The 16,655-nt window shown below is 27.9% G+C and carries 18 protein-coding genes and 6 tRNA genes; 21 read left to right on the forward strand and 3 right to left on the reverse strand.

Annotation, left to right across the window (positions count from 1 at the left end; genetic code table 11):
- Window positions 1-150 precede the first annotated feature (150 nt).
- From VJ881_00180 to VJ881_00205, 6 genes are all read left to right on the forward strand, one after another.
- A complete protein-coding gene (locus VJ881_00180; GenBank protein ID HKL74460.1) occupies window positions 151-894 on the forward strand; it encodes a GntR family transcriptional regulator in 744 nt (247 codons plus the stop codon).
- Window positions 895-1,013: 119 nt separating this feature from the next.
- A complete protein-coding gene (locus tag VJ881_00185; protein HKL74461.1) occupies window positions 1,014-2,108 on the forward strand; it encodes a BMP family ABC transporter substrate-binding protein in 1,095 nt (364 codons plus the stop codon).
- Window positions 2,109-2,195: 87 nt separating this feature from the next.
- The gene (locus VJ881_00190) at window positions 2,196-3,743 is read left to right on the forward strand and encodes an ABC transporter ATP-binding protein (protein HKL74462.1); all 1,548 of its coding nucleotides are present in this window, start codon (window positions 2,196-2,198) and stop codon (window positions 3,741-3,743) included.
- Window positions 3,733-4,845 (forward strand): ABC transporter permease, encoded by a 1,113-nt coding sequence (locus tag VJ881_00195; GenBank protein ID HKL74463.1) that lies wholly within the window; start codon window positions 3,733-3,735, stop codon window positions 4,843-4,845. The genes VJ881_00190 and VJ881_00195 overlap by 11 nt, the downstream gene beginning before the upstream one ends.
- Window positions 4,845-5,744: an ABC transporter permease gene (locus tag VJ881_00200; protein HKL74464.1), complete on the forward strand. Its 900-nt coding sequence runs from the start codon at window positions 4,845-4,847 to the stop codon at window positions 5,742-5,744. The genes VJ881_00195 and VJ881_00200 overlap by 1 nt, the downstream gene beginning before the upstream one ends.
- A 224-nt stretch (window positions 5,745-5,968) precedes the next feature.
- The gene (locus tag VJ881_00205; GenBank protein HKL74465.1) at window positions 5,969-6,901 is read left to right on the forward strand and encodes a RodZ domain-containing protein; all 933 of its coding nucleotides are present in this window, start codon (window positions 5,969-5,971) and stop codon (window positions 6,899-6,901) included.
- A 46-nt stretch (window positions 6,902-6,947) separates the two neighbouring features.
- On the opposite strand, the gene VJ881_00210 is transcribed toward VJ881_00205, so the two are convergent.
- The 3 genes from VJ881_00210 to VJ881_00220 form a co-directional block, all read right to left on the reverse strand.
- Window positions 6,948-7,032: transfer RNA gene (locus tag VJ881_00210), tRNA-Tyr, on the reverse strand.
- Between the two features lie 5 nt (window positions 7,033-7,037).
- Window positions 7,038-7,113: transfer RNA gene (locus VJ881_00215), tRNA-Glu, on the reverse strand.
- 14 nt (window positions 7,114-7,127) lie between these two features.
- Window positions 7,128-7,204, reverse strand: a tRNA-Pro gene (locus VJ881_00220).
- Between the two features lie 214 nt (window positions 7,205-7,418).
- Between VJ881_00220 and surE the strand changes: the two genes are divergently transcribed.
- The 15 genes from surE to thpR all read left to right on the forward strand — a co-directional run bounded on the left by surE (window position 7,419) and on the right by thpR (window position 16,638).
- Window positions 7,419-8,180: a 5'/3'-nucleotidase SurE gene (gene surE / locus VJ881_00225; GenBank protein HKL74466.1), complete on the forward strand. Its 762-nt coding sequence runs from the start codon at window positions 7,419-7,421 to the stop codon at window positions 8,178-8,180.
- A gap of 37 nt (window positions 8,181-8,217) precedes the next feature.
- A complete protein-coding gene (locus VJ881_00230; GenBank protein ID HKL74467.1) occupies window positions 8,218-8,673 on the forward strand; it encodes a hypothetical protein in 456 nt (151 codons plus the stop codon).
- A gap of 13 nt (window positions 8,674-8,686) precedes the next feature.
- Window positions 8,687-9,076 (forward strand): FxsA family protein, encoded by a 390-nt coding sequence (locus VJ881_00235; protein HKL74468.1) that lies wholly within the window; start codon window positions 8,687-8,689, stop codon window positions 9,074-9,076.
- Window positions 9,073-9,654, forward strand: a complete 582-nt coding sequence (locus VJ881_00240) for a class I SAM-dependent methyltransferase (protein ID HKL74469.1) — start codon at window positions 9,073-9,075, stop codon at window positions 9,652-9,654. The genes VJ881_00235 and VJ881_00240 overlap by 4 nt, the downstream gene beginning before the upstream one ends.
- 40 nt (window positions 9,655-9,694) lie before the next feature.
- On the forward strand, window positions 9,695-10,264 hold the full coding sequence (locus VJ881_00245) for a TetR/AcrR family transcriptional regulator (protein HKL74470.1): 570 nt from the start codon (window positions 9,695-9,697) through the stop codon (window positions 10,262-10,264).
- 172 nt (window positions 10,265-10,436) lie between these two features.
- Window positions 10,437-10,512 (forward strand) — tRNA-Thr (locus tag VJ881_00250).
- 41 nt (window positions 10,513-10,553) lie between these two features.
- Window positions 10,554-10,629 (forward strand) — tRNA-Thr (locus VJ881_00255).
- A gap of 72 nt (window positions 10,630-10,701) precedes the next feature.
- Entirely contained in the window at window positions 10,702-10,998 is a 297-nt protein-coding gene (locus tag VJ881_00260; protein ID HKL74471.1) for a DUF2103 domain-containing protein, read from the forward strand.
- A 13-nt stretch (window positions 10,999-11,011) separates the two neighbouring features.
- Window positions 11,012-11,088 (forward strand) — tRNA-Pro (locus VJ881_00265).
- Window positions 11,089-11,146: 58 nt separating this feature from the next.
- Window positions 11,147-12,475: a 30S ribosomal protein S12 methylthiotransferase RimO gene (gene rimO / locus VJ881_00270; protein ID HKL74472.1), complete on the forward strand. Its 1,329-nt coding sequence runs from the start codon at window positions 11,147-11,149 to the stop codon at window positions 12,473-12,475.
- 2 nt (window positions 12,476-12,477) lie between these two features.
- Window positions 12,478-13,032, forward strand: a complete 555-nt coding sequence (gene pgsA, locus VJ881_00275) for a CDP-diacylglycerol--glycerol-3-phosphate 3-phosphatidyltransferase (GenBank protein HKL74473.1) — start codon at window positions 12,478-12,480, stop codon at window positions 13,030-13,032.
- A gap of 5 nt (window positions 13,033-13,037) precedes the next feature.
- The gene (locus VJ881_00280; protein HKL74474.1) at window positions 13,038-13,487 is read left to right on the forward strand and encodes a phosphatidylglycerophosphatase A; all 450 of its coding nucleotides are present in this window, start codon (window positions 13,038-13,040) and stop codon (window positions 13,485-13,487) included.
- 163 nt (window positions 13,488-13,650) lie between these two features.
- On the forward strand, window positions 13,651-14,904 hold the full coding sequence (locus tag VJ881_00285) for a competence/damage-inducible protein A (GenBank protein ID HKL74475.1): 1,254 nt from the start codon (window positions 13,651-13,653) through the stop codon (window positions 14,902-14,904).
- Window positions 14,894-16,069: a tetratricopeptide repeat protein gene (locus VJ881_00290; GenBank protein ID HKL74476.1), complete on the forward strand. Its 1,176-nt coding sequence runs from the start codon at window positions 14,894-14,896 to the stop codon at window positions 16,067-16,069. Before VJ881_00285 ends, VJ881_00290 begins: the two co-directional genes overlap by 11 nt.
- Window positions 16,070-16,071: 2 nt before the next feature.
- Entirely contained in the window at window positions 16,072-16,638 is a 567-nt protein-coding gene (gene thpR, locus VJ881_00295) for an RNA 2',3'-cyclic phosphodiesterase (GenBank protein ID HKL74477.1), read from the forward strand.
- Window positions 16,639-16,655: the final 17 nt, after the last annotated feature.

Below are 16,655 nucleotides of genomic sequence, written 5' to 3' on the forward strand. Positions count from 1 at the left end.
CTTAAAATCTTGACATATTTCAATATTTTTGGTATTATTTAAACAGATGTCAGACAGGTATGATGACTTGTATTAAAATTAAATAATAAAAGTTTAGTTTTTTTAAAATAATATTTAAATAATTCATAAAATTATGTAAAGGTGGTTTATATGCCTACAATTAATGAGGATAAAAGGCCATTATATTTAAGAATTAAAGAATATTTAGAAAAAAAAATAGAAAATGGAAAATATAAAGCAGGAGATAAATTACCTTCTGAAAATAAGCTTTCTAAAAGTCTAGATGTTAGTAGAGCTTCACTTAGAGAAGCCTTGAGAGTTCTTGAAGAAGAAGGTAAAATTATTAAACAACAGGGGATTGGAACTTTTGTAAATAAACCAACCCCTAAATTTAAAAAAGGTATTGAAAAATTAAATAGTGTTACTGAAACTATAGAAAATGAAGGATTTCAGGCAGGAACTAAGAAATTAAATATTAAGGAAATAAAAATTTCTGAATCTTTAAAAGAGAAAATCTATGAAGTTAGTAATGAAAAAGTTGATAAAGTATTAAGAATTGAAAGAGTAAGAACAGCAAATAATACGCCAGTAGTTTATTGTATTGATCACCTGGTTTTAAAATATCTAGATAATAATTACAAAAAAGAATATTTTGAAAGTTCTTTATTTGATATCTTAAATAATAAATTTGAAATTAATGTAAAAAGAGCTGTTACTAATATTGTTGCTGTTAAAGCCGATAAATATGTATCATCTTTTTTGAATATTAAAAAGAATTCACCCTTGCTTTTATTAGAACAATTTCATTATGATGAAAAAAATAGAATGATATTATTTTCTCAGAATTATTTTAGAAATGATCAATTTCAGTTTAAGGTTATGAGAAATAGATAATTATTACTTTATTTAGGATACTTGTTTGATGTTGCAACTATAATCTAAAAATGATATATTATAGTTGTAATTTATAAATTTTGGTACCATTTAAAAAAATATACAAGGGGGTTTTTATTTTGATTAAAAAAGTTTTAAGTATTTCTGTTGTTTTAGTTTTTGCTTTAATGATGGTGTTTTCTGCAGGTTCTCAGGTAGAAGCTCAGGACACTAAAGTTGGTATTGTTCTTTCTACTGGTGGTCTTGGTGATCTTTCTTTTAATGATGCTGCTTATGAAGGATTACAAAGAGCTGAAGATGAATTAGGTATTGAATTTGATTATGTAGAACCAGCAAATCCATCTGAAGATGAAACTGCTTTACGTCATTTTGCAGGTGGAGGATTTGATTTAGTAATTGGTGTTGGATTTCAAATGGCAGACACTTTAGAATTAGTTGCTAAAGATTATCCAAATGTAAAATTTGCTCACATTGATCAGGATTTTGGAAAAGATATACCTGATAATGTAGTATCCCTTAACTTTACTGAATGGGAAGGTTCTTTCCTAGCTGGTGCTTTAGCTGGTTTAGTAACTGAAACTGATGTTGTTGGTTATGTAGGTGGAGTTAACTCATCTCTAATTCACCGTTTTGAAGGTGGATTTTATCAGGGAGTAAAGCATGTGAATCCTGATGCAAAAGTTCAATCTCAATATGCTGATTCTTTTGGAGATCCGGCTAAAGGACGTGAAATTGCACTTGGTATGATTGATGATGGTGCCGATGTAATTTATCATGCTGCTGGTGGAACTGGTACTGGTGTATTCCAGGCAGCCCAAGAAGAAGATGTTTATGCAATAGGTGTAGATTCAAACCAAAACTTCATTCAACCAGGGCATGTAATTGCCAGTATGTTAAAAAGAGTAGATAACGCAGTATTTAATACAGTTGAAGATGTTGTTGAAGGAGACTATGAAGGTGGCCGTAATCTATACTTCAGTTTAGCAGGTGGTGGAGTTGGTCTTACAAATCTTACATCTATTACACCTGAAGAGAGACAGGCTTATGAAGATGGTATGATTAGTGAAGAAGAACTAAATACAATTGAAGAAATGAAGCAAGAAATAACAGCGCCTTATGCTGATCGTATCAATGATATTAAACAAAAGATCATGAAAGGCGAAATAAAAGTAGAAAATTGGGGAGAAACTGGCAGACCTGAAGACCTTGAGTAATTATTTAAAATCATATTTTAACTTAAGGGGCTCTGCAATTATGCAGGGCCTCACTTAAATTTTTAGTATTTTCAGGGAGGAATAATAATGTCCAGGGAAGAAAATTATATTTTGGAAATGAATAATATTACTAAATTATTTCCAGGTGTAAAAGCAAATGATAATGTTAATTTTTCAGTCAAAAAAGGTGAAATCCATGCCCTAGTAGGTGAGAATGGTGCTGGTAAAACTACTTTGATGAAAGTTTTATATGGTTTATATGACCAGGATAATGGTGAAATTTTTTATAATGGAGAAAAAGTTAATTTAAAAGGTCCTCAAGATGCTATAGATCTAGGAATAGGTATGGTTCATCAACATTTTATGTTGGTTGATCCATTAACTGTTACTGAAAATATAGTACTTGGAAATGAGCCACGAAGTGGTATAATTCTTAATCAAAAGAAGGCTAAAGATAAGGTGAAAGAAATATCTGAAAAATATGGTCTTTATGTTGATCCAGAGGCAGAAATAAGAGATATTTCTGTAGGTATGCAGCAAAGAGCTGAAATTATTAAAACTCTTTACCGGGGAGCTGAATTGTTGATTTTTGATGAACCAACTGCTGTATTAACTCCTCAGGAAATTGATGAACTTTTTGAAATTTTTAAATCATTAAAAGAGCAGGGAAAAACTATTGTATTTATAACTCATAAACTTCAAGAGGTAAAAGCAATTTCTGATAGAATAACAGTTTTACGTAATGGTAAAAGTGTTGATACAGTTGATACTGAAGATGTTACTGAAGAAGATGTTGCAGAATTAATGGTAGGAAGACAGGTTCTATTAGAAGTTGAAAAAACCGAGGCAAATCCAGGTAAAAAAATATTTGAAGTTAATAATCTTAAGGTCAGTGATAATCGTGATATTCCAGCTGTAAGAGGTGTTTCATTAACAGTAAGAAAAGGAGAAATTCTTGGTATTGCAGGAGTAGAAGGAAACGGTCAAACTGAATTAGTTGAAGCTTTAACTGGTATTAGAAAAATTGAAAGTGGAAAAGTTAAAGTAAGAGATAAAGATATTACTAAATTTGATGCTCGTGAAATAAAAAGAGAAAGTGTTGCTCATATTCCCGAAGATAGACAAAAACGTGGTTTGATTATGGATTTTAATCTTCAGGAAAATGTTATTTTGGGTTATCATGATTTAGAACCATTCTCTCGAAATGGAATTATGAAATATAATAATATAGCTGATTATACTCAAAAGTTAATTGATGAATTTGATATTCGTGGTGGAGGAATGGAAGCAAAAGCTAAAAATCTTTCTGGTGGTAACCAACAAAAATTAATTGTTGCCCGTGAATTTTCACAGGATCCAGAGTTTTTAATTGCTTCACAACCTACTCGAGGAGTAGATGTTGGTTCAATTGAATTTATTCATAAGCAAATAATAGAAAGAAGAGATAATGGTGCTGGAGTATTGTTATTGTCTGCAGATCTTAGTGAAGTATTATCATTAAGTGATAGAATAGCTGTTATTTTTGAAGGAGAAATAGTAGATGTATTAGATGCATCAGAAACTGATGAAAGAGAATTAGGGAAATTAATGACTGGTTCAACTATTGATGCTGGAGGTGAAGATAGTGGAAAATAGATGGGATCATATTAAATCGATGATGACCAATTTTGGTATTTCATTATTATCTATTGTAGTTGCATTAATATTTGGTATATTTTTTATATTATTAACAGACCAATCACCTGTTACTGCTTATCAGGCTCTATATCATGGAGCATTTGGTAGTTTTAGTAATATTTTAAATACCCTCTGGCGTTCTACACCATTAATTTTAACCGGACTTGCTTTTGCCTTACCTTTTAGAGCAGGTTTGATTAATATTGGTGCTGAAGGACAACTTCTAATGGGAGGTTTTGCTGCTGGTGTTGCTGGTTATGTTTTTACTTCTTTACCAGGTTTTATTCATTTACCTCTTGCAATTTTAATAGGTATGTTAGCCGGAGCTTTATGGGGAGGATTACCTGGGTTATTAAAAGCTAAATTTGGCTCAAATGAGGTTATTACTACTATTATGTTAAATCATATAGCAATTGCTCTGACAATTAATTATGGAATTAATAAATTAAGAACTTCTAGTAGAATGGCTACTCCAGAAATTGAACCTTCTGCTGCGTTATTAAGATTTAAGGAAATCCCAAAACATCCTATTTGGGGTAAGTTACCTTTTGCTGATATTTTTACCAATCCAGGTATCAGGTTACATATGAACTTTGTACTTGCCATAATTGCTGCTATTATTCTCTGGTATATATTATTTAAAACAACTCTTGGTTATGAAATGAGAGCTGTAGGATTTAATAGTGATGGTGCTGAATATGGTGGTATTAAGCCTGGAAAAAGTATGTTTATCACAATGTTTCTTGGTGGAGCTGTAGCAGGTTTAGCTGGTGCAGGAGAGGCCTTAGGAACTCATCTTAGCTTTATGTCCGGTATGGATGCTGGCTATGGTTTTACAGGTATAGCAGTTGCTTTGATTGGTCAAACTCATCCAATTGGAGTAATTTTTGGTGGACTTTTATTTGGAGCTTTAAATCAGGGTGGTTTAGAAATGCAATTTGCAGGTGTGCCTTCAGAGATAGTTAATATTATTCAGGCACTTGTTATTTTCTTTGTAGCCAGTTTGCAGATTTTAAAAATGTATCTACGTAAACGTAAAGAAAAAGAGGGGGTTGAATAATGGATACTATAAAAGAAATGCTATCACTTTCTTTAATACTAGCAAGTTTTCGCTTTGCAACCCCATTAATTTTAGCAGCTCTTGGTGGTATATTTTCAGAACGATCAGGAGTTATTAATATAGCTTTAGAAGGTATGATGCTTTTTGGGGCATTTGCAGCTGCTTATGGAAGTTCTATAAATGGTAATCCATGGACAGGTGTTTTATTTGCAATAATTGCAGGATTGATGTTTGGAGCTATACATGCACTTGTTTGTGTTGTTTTTAAAGCTGATCAAATTGTAGTAGGAACTGGTATTAATATATTTGCAACAGGACTTACTATATTTCTTTTACAGGTTTTATTTAATGTAAAAGGTACATCTCCAATGGTTGCTCGGTTACCTTTTATGAGAATTTTTGATGTAAGATTTAGTGTATTAACTTATGTAGCCCTTATTTTAGTTCCAATAGTTTGGTATTTTTTCTTTAAAACAAGTTGGGGTTTAAGAATAAGATCTATTGGAGAGCATCCAGCAGCAGCTGATACATTAGGTGTGAAAGTTAATCGCTGGCGTTTTATTTCTGTGCTCATGAGTGGTGTTTTAGCCGGTCTAGCAGGTGCTCATTTGTCTATCGGTGATGGAAGTGCATTTGTTCGTGAAATGTCGGCAGGACGAGGTTTTATAGCATTAGCTGCAATGATATTTGGCAAATGGCATCCAGTAGGTGCTTTTGGAGCTGCTATGTTATTTGGATATGCAGAAGCAGTTGCTGTACGAGTAGATTTTCCATTTATTCCATCAGAATTAATTAGTGCAATACCATATATTTTAACTATTGTTATTTTAGCTGGATTTTTTGGTAAATCAACTCCACCTGCAGCAGATGGAGAACCTTATACTAAAGGTGAAAATTAATATTATTCTATTATATAATATAAAATTATTTGAAGACAGCTTTAATTGATTAGTTCCCCTTATGATAGACAGATTTAATAAAAATAATCTGTTTATTAGAAAGGGGATTTTTTTATATTTATAAAAGATAAATTAGATTTTTGTTTATTTAGATAAAGGATATTTACTCTTATTTATTGAATATATTAAAAGAGAAGTAATTTAAATAAGGAGGTATCTGATTTTTGAATATAGGAAATGAATTACAAAAAGCTAGAAAAGAAAATGGATTATCAATTGAAGAACTTCAAAAGAAAACAAAAATAAGAAAAAAGTATTTAATTGCATTAGAAAATAATGATTTTTCTGAAATTAAAGGGGATGTGTATGTAAAATCATTTATTAAAGGTTATGCTAGAGCAATTGGTATTAATCCAGATCCATTTATTTACGAATATGAACAGTATATAAGCAACAAAAAACCTGATGAAGAAAATAAAGATGCAGAATTAAATAATATGGATTTAAATAAAAATAATTATTTTAAAAAAATTGCAATAATTATATTAATTATCATTTTTATGGGTACGATAGGATTTTTTATTTATAATAATTATATTGCAAATTCAGATACTACAATAGAAAATTCTAATGTAAAATTAGAAAATAGCTTAGATGATAATATTAATTTAAATGAAAATGAAATTGATAGTATTACTAGTATTGAAAAAAACAAATTTAATATCAGTGGAAATAGTTATGAATCTAAAAATAATTTTGATTTAGAGGAAAATGATATTATTTTTGATATTCCAGATAATTTTAATAAAAATAATGATGTGAGTAAAAAATCTACAAGAAATGAAAAAGATGATAACATTCCAGATAAAACTGAGGAAAAAGAAAATATAAATATTAAAATAGTTGCAAGACAAAAAAGCTGGTTAAGGGTTACTTTAAATAAAAAAAATAACAATGATATTTTATATGAAGGTTTTATGAATAATAATCAAGAAGAAGATTTTATTTTTAATAATGATAATAGTATAACACTAAGAATTGGCAATGGTGCAGGAATTTATATTTTATATAATGAAGAAAAATATGGACCCTGGGGAGAAAGAGGAGAAATAATAGAAAAAAATATTTTTTATAAAAATAAATTACAAATAAAATAAAAAGTTTTACATAAAGTAAAAAAACCAGAATTAACTGGTTTAAAAATGGTGGAGGGGAGAGGATTTGAACCTCTGTAGGCATCGCCGGCAGATTTACAGTCTGCTCCCTTTAGCCACTCGGGCACCCCTCCAAATATGGTACCCTCAAGGGGATTCGAACCCCTGTCGCCAGGATGAAAACCTGGTATCCTGGACCACTAGACGATGAGGGCAAAATTTTAAAAAATGGTCGGGCTGCTCGGATTTGAACCGAGGACCCCCTGCTCCCAAAGCAGGTGCGCTACCAAACTGCGCCACAGCCCGTTATCACGACGCAAGTATTAGTATATATAAAAACCCGGCTTAGGTCAATGTTAATTATAACATAATAAGCATAATGAGAATAAATTAGCTGATTTATACTCAATAATACTCTATCTTATACAAACAAGTAAAATGTGATATTTAAAATTGAATTTTAATACTGTATAATAAATAGACAAAGAAAAAAATGATTATATGAAAGGAGTGTTAAGATATGAAAATACTTTTAACAAATGATGATGGTATATATGCTGATGGTATTCAGACTTTAGCTAAAGCTTTAGCTAAGGGGGACCATGAAATAGTGATGGTTGCACCAGATAGAGAAAGAAGTGCTTCTGCTCATTCAATTACTATTAATGATCCTTTAAGAGCCAAAGAAGTAGAATTTAAAAAGATACCTAATATAAAAAGTTATAAAATTGATGGTACACCTGCTGATTGTGTTAAATTAGGTATTGAAAAATTTATTAATTTTGAACCAGATTTAATTATTTCAGGAATAAATGCTGGCGGTAATTTAGGATATGATGTTTTGTATTCTGGAACTGTTTCAGCTGCAATTGAAGCCTGGATGATGGGTTATAATTCTATAGCAGTTTCATTAGTAATGGATGAATTACGCAATTTTGAAATGGCTGCAAATTTTGTAGCAGATTTTCTTAATAAATTAAAATTAAATTTATTACCAGAAAGAATGTTATTGAACATAAATGTTCCAGATATAATTGAAGAAAATCTTGATGGTACTTATATTGCTGATCTTGGTAGTAGTAACTATGTTGATACTTTTGAAAAAAGAGTTGATCCTATGGGGGAAGATTATTATTGGTTATCAGGAAGGACTACAGAAGAGTTTTCTTACAATACTGATATTTGGGCTGTTAATCATAACAAAGTCGCCCTTACTCCTCTTAAAATTGATTTAACTAATGTTTCTCAAAAAGAGGTAATCCAAAAAATACTGAAAAGTTAATTATGAGGTGATCTTAATTAAAGATAAAGGAAAAGTAATGTATATAAAAAAACTAGATAAAAAAGCACTAAATAACTGGGTGTCTCCTGAGTTAAAGGCTCTGAGTTTTATAGAATTGAAAAATCCGACTGAAATATTAAATTTTATAAATAATTGCACTAATTATTGTGAAATTAACTATAATAAAGAAAAAATTGAAGATATTATCTACAGTAATAGATATTTAGCTTACATTTATTATAAAAATGACAATCCACTTGGCTTTTTAATTTCAGATATAAGTGTAAAAGATAATAAAAAAATATTAAAAATAGAAAACGTTGGTATTTTAAATAAATATATAGAAAAATCACATGAATTAGATTTTATAAAAAGTATTATATTTAAAGCCTGGGAAAAGAAAGGTATTGATAAAATTATAATAACTTTTAAATCTACTGAAAACAAGATGAAAGAAATTATGAAAGATTTAGAGTTCAGAAAAGAATATTGAAAGAGAGGAAATTATGTTTATTAAATTATTAATTGTTTTTGCAACTGTACCTTTGATTGAGTTAGCATTATTAATAAAAATAGGAGAGTTCATCGGTATTATTCCAACTATTATTATTGTTGGTTCTACAGGTATTATTGGTATAACTCTTGCTCGAAGTCAGGGCTATCAAGTTATTAAAAAAATAAAAAATAAAATTGAGTTAGGTAAATTACCAGCTGATGATTTAATTGGTGGTGTTTTGATATTAATTGGAGGAACAATGCTACTTACCCCGGGAATATTAACTGATATAACTGGATTTAGTTTAATTTTTCCAATAACCAGAAGTGTTTTTGTAAAAATTGCAAAAAACAAAATAAAAAAATATATTGAAAATAATCGCAGGGGGATTGAAATATGAAGGATTTGAGTTTAATACAGGGTGTAGAGTATTCTCATCAAATACTTAAAAAGTATATTGAAAAAAAAGATGTAGTTATTGATGCAACAGTGGGTAATGGAAATGATACTTTGTTTTTAGCAAAATTAGTTGGGAAAAATGGAAAAATATATGGTTTTGATATTCAAAGAAAAGCTATTAGAAATACCAGGAATAAACTAGTTGAAAATAATTATAGTAAAAGAGTTAAATTAATTGAAGATGGTCATGAGAATATGAAAGATCATATTGAAAATGAAGATATTTCAGCTATATTATTTAATTTAGGATATTTACCAGGAAGTGATAAAAAAATAATTACACGTCCTAATACGACTCTAAAAGCTATAAAAAATGGTTTAGAAATTCTTATAGATGGAGGTATTATTGTTATTGTTATTTATCCAGGTCATGAAGGCGGAAAAATCGAAAAAGAAAAAATTATTGAATATGCCTCTGACTTAGATAGGAAAAAATATAATGTTCTTCATTATTATTATTTAAACCAGGAAAATAAACCTCCAGAAGTATTAGTTATTAGAAAACGTTTAAATATCTAAAAATTTTATTATAAAGATTTAATAATTTGGGAGGAATACTGTGAGTAAAGCAAATAATAAAAACATCCGAAAAAAAATATATCATAAGGCTTCACAATATCTTCTTAATTATGGATTAAAGGGTTGGAATATGGATCAACTCGCAGCAGAAACAGGAATGGCAAAAAATACATTATATAAAATAATTGGTTATAAAGAAGATATGATCAAAGAAATATATTTAAATAAAATAAAATCGATCGAGCGACAAGTAAAAGTAACAGTAAATAAAGATGAAAATTATTTTGAAAAATTTTTAGAATTAGATAAAATGTTTCTGGATTTAATTCGATATACTGAAAGTAGACAGGCAAGAGAAGTTTTTTTAGAATATCCGCAAGTAGAAAACGAAATAAGAAAAATAAAAGAAAAAATTAATAATCATATAATAAATTTTATAAAATTAGGTATTGAAAAAAACAAATTAAAAAATAATAATGAAGCAGATTTTTATTTTGATTTAATACTATCTTTGGCCTTTTATTATGTAAAAGAAAAAGAGATTAAAAATAATAAGGAATTATTTAGAAAGTCGTTAAATACTCTTATAAAAGGAATAGCAAAAGAATAATTTTATAAATAGATTATTTAGAATACCAGAATAAATATAAGAAAATAAGAGTATTAACGTTTTAATCTATTTTAAACTACTCTAATTTATATTTTTAAACTTGACCCATAAGCTTCTCTTAGTTATAATTGTTTTTGCGTTGTGAAAAAAGAAGGATATCAATTGATGTAGTGCTGACGTAGCTCAATTGGCAGAGCAGCTGACTTGTAATCAGCAGGTTACCGGTTCAAGTCCGGTCGTCAGCTCCACAATAATGATCAAATTTATTATTACTAATTAAAATAGGTATGCTGACGTAGCTCAATTGGCAGAGCAGCTGACTTGTAATCAGCAGGTTACCGGTTCAAGTCCGGTCGTCAGCTCCATTTTTTATTTATATACCTTTATTTGCTTCTAATTATTTTTGATGCTATAATGAAGCTAAGGAAGTGGTTTTAATGAGTGGTAATAAATATAGACATAATAAAATAAAAGAAGAACATACTATTATTGAAGATATAAAACCTCTATTGGAAGAAGTAGCCAAAATTGCTCAGGTAAAAAGTATTATACCCGGTCGAATAAATCAAAGAAGTGGAAGTGGCGTTCCAGCTTATTTACAGGTTAAATATAATACTTCAAGTGGTATAAAATTATTAGGAAAAAATAGTTCATCAATTCAAGAAGTTTTTGTTGTAACAGATTATCCTGATAAGTTAAGCAAATATTTAAATAATCAGGATTATATAAAGTAGATAATGTAGCAAACGGGCTGTGGCGCAGCTTGGTAGCGCACTATGCTGGGGGCGTAGGGGTCGCCGGTTCAAATCCGGCCAGCCCGACCATTTTGTAACTGAGGTGAATACCTCAGTATTTTTATTTTAATTGTAATGGAGGTTAATTATGTACAAAGTTTTTTTAAAAACTCTTGGATGTCCTAAAAATGAAGTCGATAGTGAATATATGAGTGGATCTCTAAAAATACAGGATAAATTTCAAATTGTAGATCAGGCTAAAGAATCTGATGTAATTGTTGTTAATACATGTGGTTTTATAAATGATGCAAAGGAAGAATCTATTGAAACTATATTTGATGCTCTTTATTATAAAGAAAATGGATATTGTAATGCAGTTATTGTGACAGGCTGTTTAACTCAAAGATACTTTGAGGAAATAAGAAATGAAATTCCAGAAATTGATGCAATATTGGGTACAGGCAATTTTGATAAATTAGATACAGTTATAGAAAAAGTGATGAATGGAAATAATATTTATGAAGTTCCTGATGATCCAAGTTTTGATTATAAATCTACTTTACCACGTAATTATACAAATAATTACACTTCTTATTTGAAAATTGCTGAGGGTTGTAATAATAATTGTACTTATTGTACAATTCCAAAGATAAGAGGAAGATTAAACAGCAGGCCTATTGAGGATTTAGTTAAAGAAGCTAAACAAATGATTAACAATGGTATTAAGGAAATTATTATAATAGCCCAGGATATTACTCAATATGGAGTAGATATTTATGATGAATCAAAGCTTGTTTCTTTGTTAGAAAAATTAACTAATTTAAAAGGATTAAAATGGATTAGACTTTTATATGCATATCCTGAACGTATAGACGATGATTTAATAAATATTATTAAAAAAGAAGATAAAATATGTAATTATTTAGATATTCCAATTCAACATTCAGTAAAAAATGTAAGAAAAAAGATGGGAAGAAAAGGGGATAGTGAAGATTTATTGAATTTAATAAAAAAATTAAGAAATGAAATACCTGATATTGTATTAAGGACTTCACTGATAGTTGGTTTTCCCCAGGAAACAAAAAATGATTTTGAAAAATTAGTTGATTTTGTAAAAAAAATAAGATTTTCAAGATTGGGAGTCTTTCAATATTCAAAAGAAGAAGGTACACCAGCATATCATATGAAGAATCAGGTTGATGAAGAGATCAAAGAATATCGTTATAATGAAATAATGAAAATTCAGCAAAAAATTTCTTTAGAAAATAACAAAAAACTTATTGGTGAAGAACTAGAAGTTCTGGTAACTGAACATAATGAAAGATATTATAAAGCTCGTTCTCAATATGATGCACCAGAAATTGATAACCAAATATTTTTAGAAGGAGATTCATTAAATATTGGGGATTTTGTTAAGTGCAAAGTAACAGATGCAAATGATTATGATCTTTTTGCAACTACAATAAAGGAGAGTTGAACATGAATTTACCTAATAAGTTAACATTACTTAGAATATTATTAGTTCCTATATTTATGGGATTTCTAATTTTAAGTAATGATAATAGCCAATTTTTTCAATTTTTTGCTTTATTAGTATTTATTTTAGCTGCATCAACTGATGGATTAGATGGGTATCTGGCTAGAAAAAATAATTTAGTGACTACTTTTGGTAAAATTGTTGATCCATTAGCTGATAAATTACTAATAACAGCAGCATTAATTTCATTTGTATCATTAGGAGAAATTTCTGCCTGGGCTGCTGTCATAATTATTGGGAGAGAATTGGCTGTTACAGGTTTGAGAGTGGTTGCTGCTAGTGAAGGTATAGTAATATCTGCAAGTATATGGGGAAAATTAAAAACTATACTTCAAATATCTGCAATAATTGCTTTATTATTAGAACCTAATATAATAGACTTTCCTTTTTATTTAGAGAAAATTTTATTATGGGCAGCTGTTTTAATGACAATTTATTCAGGATATATTTATTTTAAAAGATCTGATATAGATTTTTTTGAATTAGAGAAGAGTTGATTTTTATGAATAATTATTTACATTTTATTAACAAATTATTAGCTACAGGTTTATTTATTGGTAAAATACCAGGTGCTCCAGGTACTTATGGTTCAATATTAGCAGTATTTATTATATTATTTTTTCCACTGGTTACTAATGTGTTTTTTATTATTCCTTTTATAATAATAGCAACTGGTATTTCCTATTATGAAGAATTAATAACTGGAGTTAAAGATGCCCCAGAGATAGTTATTGATGAAATTGCCGGTATTCTTGTGACTTTTGTTTTTATTGATTTAAATTTTAAAATAATTTTTGTAGGTTTTATTTTATTTAGATTTTTTGATATTTATAAACCATTTATAATTGATAAAGTTCAAGAATTACCTTATGGTATTGGAATAATGGCTGATGATTTATTAGCAGGTTTTTTTTCCTGGATAATTTTAAACATAATTATCATTATTTTTTAAAAATATAATAATTTTTGAAATATCCTTGAATCTTGTAAGGATATTTTTTTTATTGGTAATATCTATTTATTATTTATTATTTTCTAAAATTTAGAATGATTTAAATATAATATTTTCTGTGATATAATTAATTTAAAATAAAGTAACTAAAGGAGAGATTTTGTTGAAGGCTGAAATTATATCAATTGGGACAGAAATCTTACTTGGGGATATAGTTGATACTAACTCAAAATATATAGCAGAACATTTAAAAGATTTAGGTTATGACATTCATTATATGACAGCTGTTGGTGATAATCAAAAAAGGGTAATTAATGTTTTAAAAAGAGCTATTGAAAGATCTGATCTAGTAATTACTACTGGAGGATTAGGTCCTACTGAAGATGATTTAACCCGGCAGGCAATTGCTAAAGCAACTGATAAAAATTTATATCAGGATGAAAATCTTTTAAATTCTATAAAAGAATATTTTGATCAAAAAAATTATAATATGACTAAAAATAATTATAGTCAGGCATTTTTACCTGAAGGAGCAAAAGTAATTAAAAACAATTGGGGAACAGCTCCCGGTATTTTATTAAAAGAAAGTGATTATATGATAATAAGTTTGCCTGGTGTTCCTTCAGAAATGAAAAAAATGTTTTCTAACTATATTTTGAAAGAATTACAAAAATATTCAGAAAAAACAATTTTATCAAAAACACTACATTTTTTTGGGATTGGTGAATCTACTTTAGAAACCAAATTAAAAAATATATTAGAAAATCAAAATAATCCTACCTTAGCTCTTTTAGCTGGCGAAGGAGAAGTAAAACTTAGAATAACGGCTAAAGGTGAAAACAAAAACAAATTAAAAGATATGATTTCTAAAAAAGAGAAATTAATAAGAAAAAAGGTTGGTAAATATATATATGGAGTAAATAATACTGATTTAGCTAAGGAGATTTATAATATTCTGCTAAAAAGAAAACTTACAATTAGTTTAGCTGAATCATGTACGGGCGGGTTAATAAGTCATCGTTTAACACAAATCCCGGGAAGTTCTAAGGTTTTTAAAGGTAGTTATGTAGTTTATTCTAATGAAGCTAAAATTAATTTATTAGATATAGATAGAGAAATTATTAAAAAACAAGGAGCTGTAAGTAAAAAGACAGCACTAATGATGGCTAAAAATATAAAAGACAAGTTTGGAACAAATATTGGAATTGGAGTTACAGGTATTGCCGGTCCAGGTGGAGGTACAGCTGATAAACCAGTAGGATTAGTGTATATAGGTATATCTTATGGCAAAAAAAATATAGTTCATAAATTGAACTTAAAATATTCAAGATCTTTTAACAAATGGATGACTTCTCAATATGTATTTTATTATTTGTTGGATCATTTTAAAAGGGGGATAAATAAAAATGAAAAATAAATATTATTTAGTTTTAATTTTATTATTAGTTTCTGTAATTTTTATAAATTCAAATTTCGGTTTTGCTCAGGAGCAAGATAATATTAAATTGATAAATGGAATTGAATATTACTATAATCATGAGTATAATAAAGCGATTGAAAATTTTTCAGATTTTCTTAAAAATGATTTAGTGAATGAAGAAATGTATATAGATGCATTATATTATCAAACTTTATCATATATTAAAAATAAAGAAGTAAGTATGGCTAAAAATAATATAAAAAATTTAAAAAATAATGGTTATGAATTTGCCAGGATTCACTGGGAAATTGGAAAATTATATTTAAATAAAGAAGGTTATTATGATAGTGCTCTATTTAGTGAAGCCAAAAACGAACTAGAAAAAGCAAGTATGTTAGGAGTAGATTCACCGGAATTTCATAGTGATTTAGCTTCAGCATATCAGGGATTGAATTTATATGAAAAAGCAATAAAAGAATATGAAATTTCTATTTTATCTGATAAAAATTTCAAAGATTATTTAAACTTAGCAAATTTGCATAAAAATATTAATGAAAATAAAAAGGCATTAAAATATTATAAACAATATTTAGAATTCAATAAAGATAATATATCAGTTTACTCAAATATGGGAGAAATATATATAAATAATCAAGAATATGAAAAAGCAATAGAAATATTAAATCAGGGTCTAGATAAAAATAAAGAAAATTTTTCTATTCAATTTCAGTTGGGAAAACTTTATTTTCTTGAAGAAGATTATAATTCTGCAAAAAATAAATTTGAAAAAGTGATTGAATTAGATTCGGATAATTATTCTGCTTTTTATTATTTAGGTAAAATTGCAAACATAAATGAGGATATAGAAAGGGCCAAATATTATTTTGAACAGGCCCTAAAGTATAATCCTAAATATGCTGATGTATATATTGAATTAGGAGATATTTATCTTAACGAAGATAATGTGTATAAGGCTATTTCACACTATTCATCTGCTGTAGAAAGTAATCCAGAATATCCTAAAGCTCATTTTCATTTAGCTAAAGCATTTATAGAAAGAGGTATGAAAGAGGCCGCTATTTCTGAATTAAGAGAAACTTTACATTTAAGTGATAGCCATAAAGAGGCAGAAGAACTACTTGAAAAATTAATGGAGGAATAGAAATGAGACTTTTTATTGCAATTAATCTATCTGATAGAAATAAAAAATTAATAAATAATAAAGTGAAATTAATAAAAAATAATGTTAATGAAAAAGTGAAATGGGTAAAAAAAGAAAATTGGCATATGACTATAAAATTTCTCGGGGATGTAAATAAAAATAGACTCTCTATAATTAAAGAAAAAATAAATGAAATTAAAGATTTTAATAAATTTTATTTTCAAATAAATTCATTAGATGCTTTTCCAAATATAAATTATCCTAAAGTTATATATTTAGGAGTCCACCAAGGAAAAAATAAATTAATAAAAATAAATGAAGATATTGAAAAAAAGATGTTTGAATTAAATTTTGAAAAAGAAAAAAGAGATTTTACTCCCCACATTACTATTGGGCGTTCAAAAGATTATTCAAATATAGATAAATTAGCTAATTCTTTAAATGAATTTAATAAACAAAAACATTTTATTAATATTTATTCTAAAGTAGAAAATATTTCTTTAATGAAAAGTGAATTGACTCAAAAAGGTCCTGAATATGAAGAAATATTTTCCAAAAATATAAAATAATACTTGCTTTTTTGAAA

This window comes from Halanaerobiales bacterium, assembly GCA_035270125.1.
GTDB lineage: Bacteria > Bacillota > Halanaerobiia > Halanaerobiales > DATFIM01 > DATFIM01.

Bases quoted from the DNA above. Each gene is read 5' to 3' on its own strand.
- pgsA (HKL74473.1), top strand. From the start codon at position 12,478: ATGAATTTACCTAATAAGTTAACATTACTTAGAATATTATTAGTTCCT.
- VJ881_00235 (HKL74468.1), top strand. From the start codon at position 8,687: ATGTTTATTAAATTATTAATTGTTTTTGCAACTGTACCTTTGATTGAG.
- rimO (HKL74472.1), top strand. From the start codon at position 11,147: ATGTACAAAGTTTTTTTAAAAACTCTTGGATGTCCTAAAAATGAAGTC.
- VJ881_00200 (HKL74464.1), top strand. From the start codon at position 4,845: ATGGATACTATAAAAGAAATGCTATCACTTTCTTTAATACTAGCAAGT.
- VJ881_00180 (HKL74460.1), top strand. From the start codon at position 151: ATGCCTACAATTAATGAGGATAAAAGGCCATTATATTTAAGAATTAAA.
- VJ881_00190 (HKL74462.1), top strand. From the start codon at position 2,196: ATGTCCAGGGAAGAAAATTATATTTTGGAAATGAATAATATTACTAAA.
- VJ881_00260 (HKL74471.1), top strand. From the start codon at position 10,702: ATGAGTGGTAATAAATATAGACATAATAAAATAAAAGAAGAACATACT.
- VJ881_00240 (HKL74469.1), top strand. From the start codon at position 9,073: ATGAAGGATTTGAGTTTAATACAGGGTGTAGAGTATTCTCATCAAATA.
- VJ881_00290 (HKL74476.1), top strand. From the start codon at position 14,894: ATGAAAAATAAATATTATTTAGTTTTAATTTTATTATTAGTTTCTGTA.
- thpR (HKL74477.1), top strand. From the start codon at position 16,072: ATGAGACTTTTTATTGCAATTAATCTATCTGATAGAAATAAAAAATTA.
- VJ881_00280 (HKL74474.1), top strand. From the start codon at position 13,038: ATGAATAATTATTTACATTTTATTAACAAATTATTAGCTACAGGTTTA.
- surE (HKL74466.1), top strand. From the start codon at position 7,419: ATGAAAATACTTTTAACAAATGATGATGGTATATATGCTGATGGTATT.
- VJ881_00230 (HKL74467.1), top strand. From the start codon at position 8,218: ATGTATATAAAAAAACTAGATAAAAAAGCACTAAATAACTGGGTGTCT.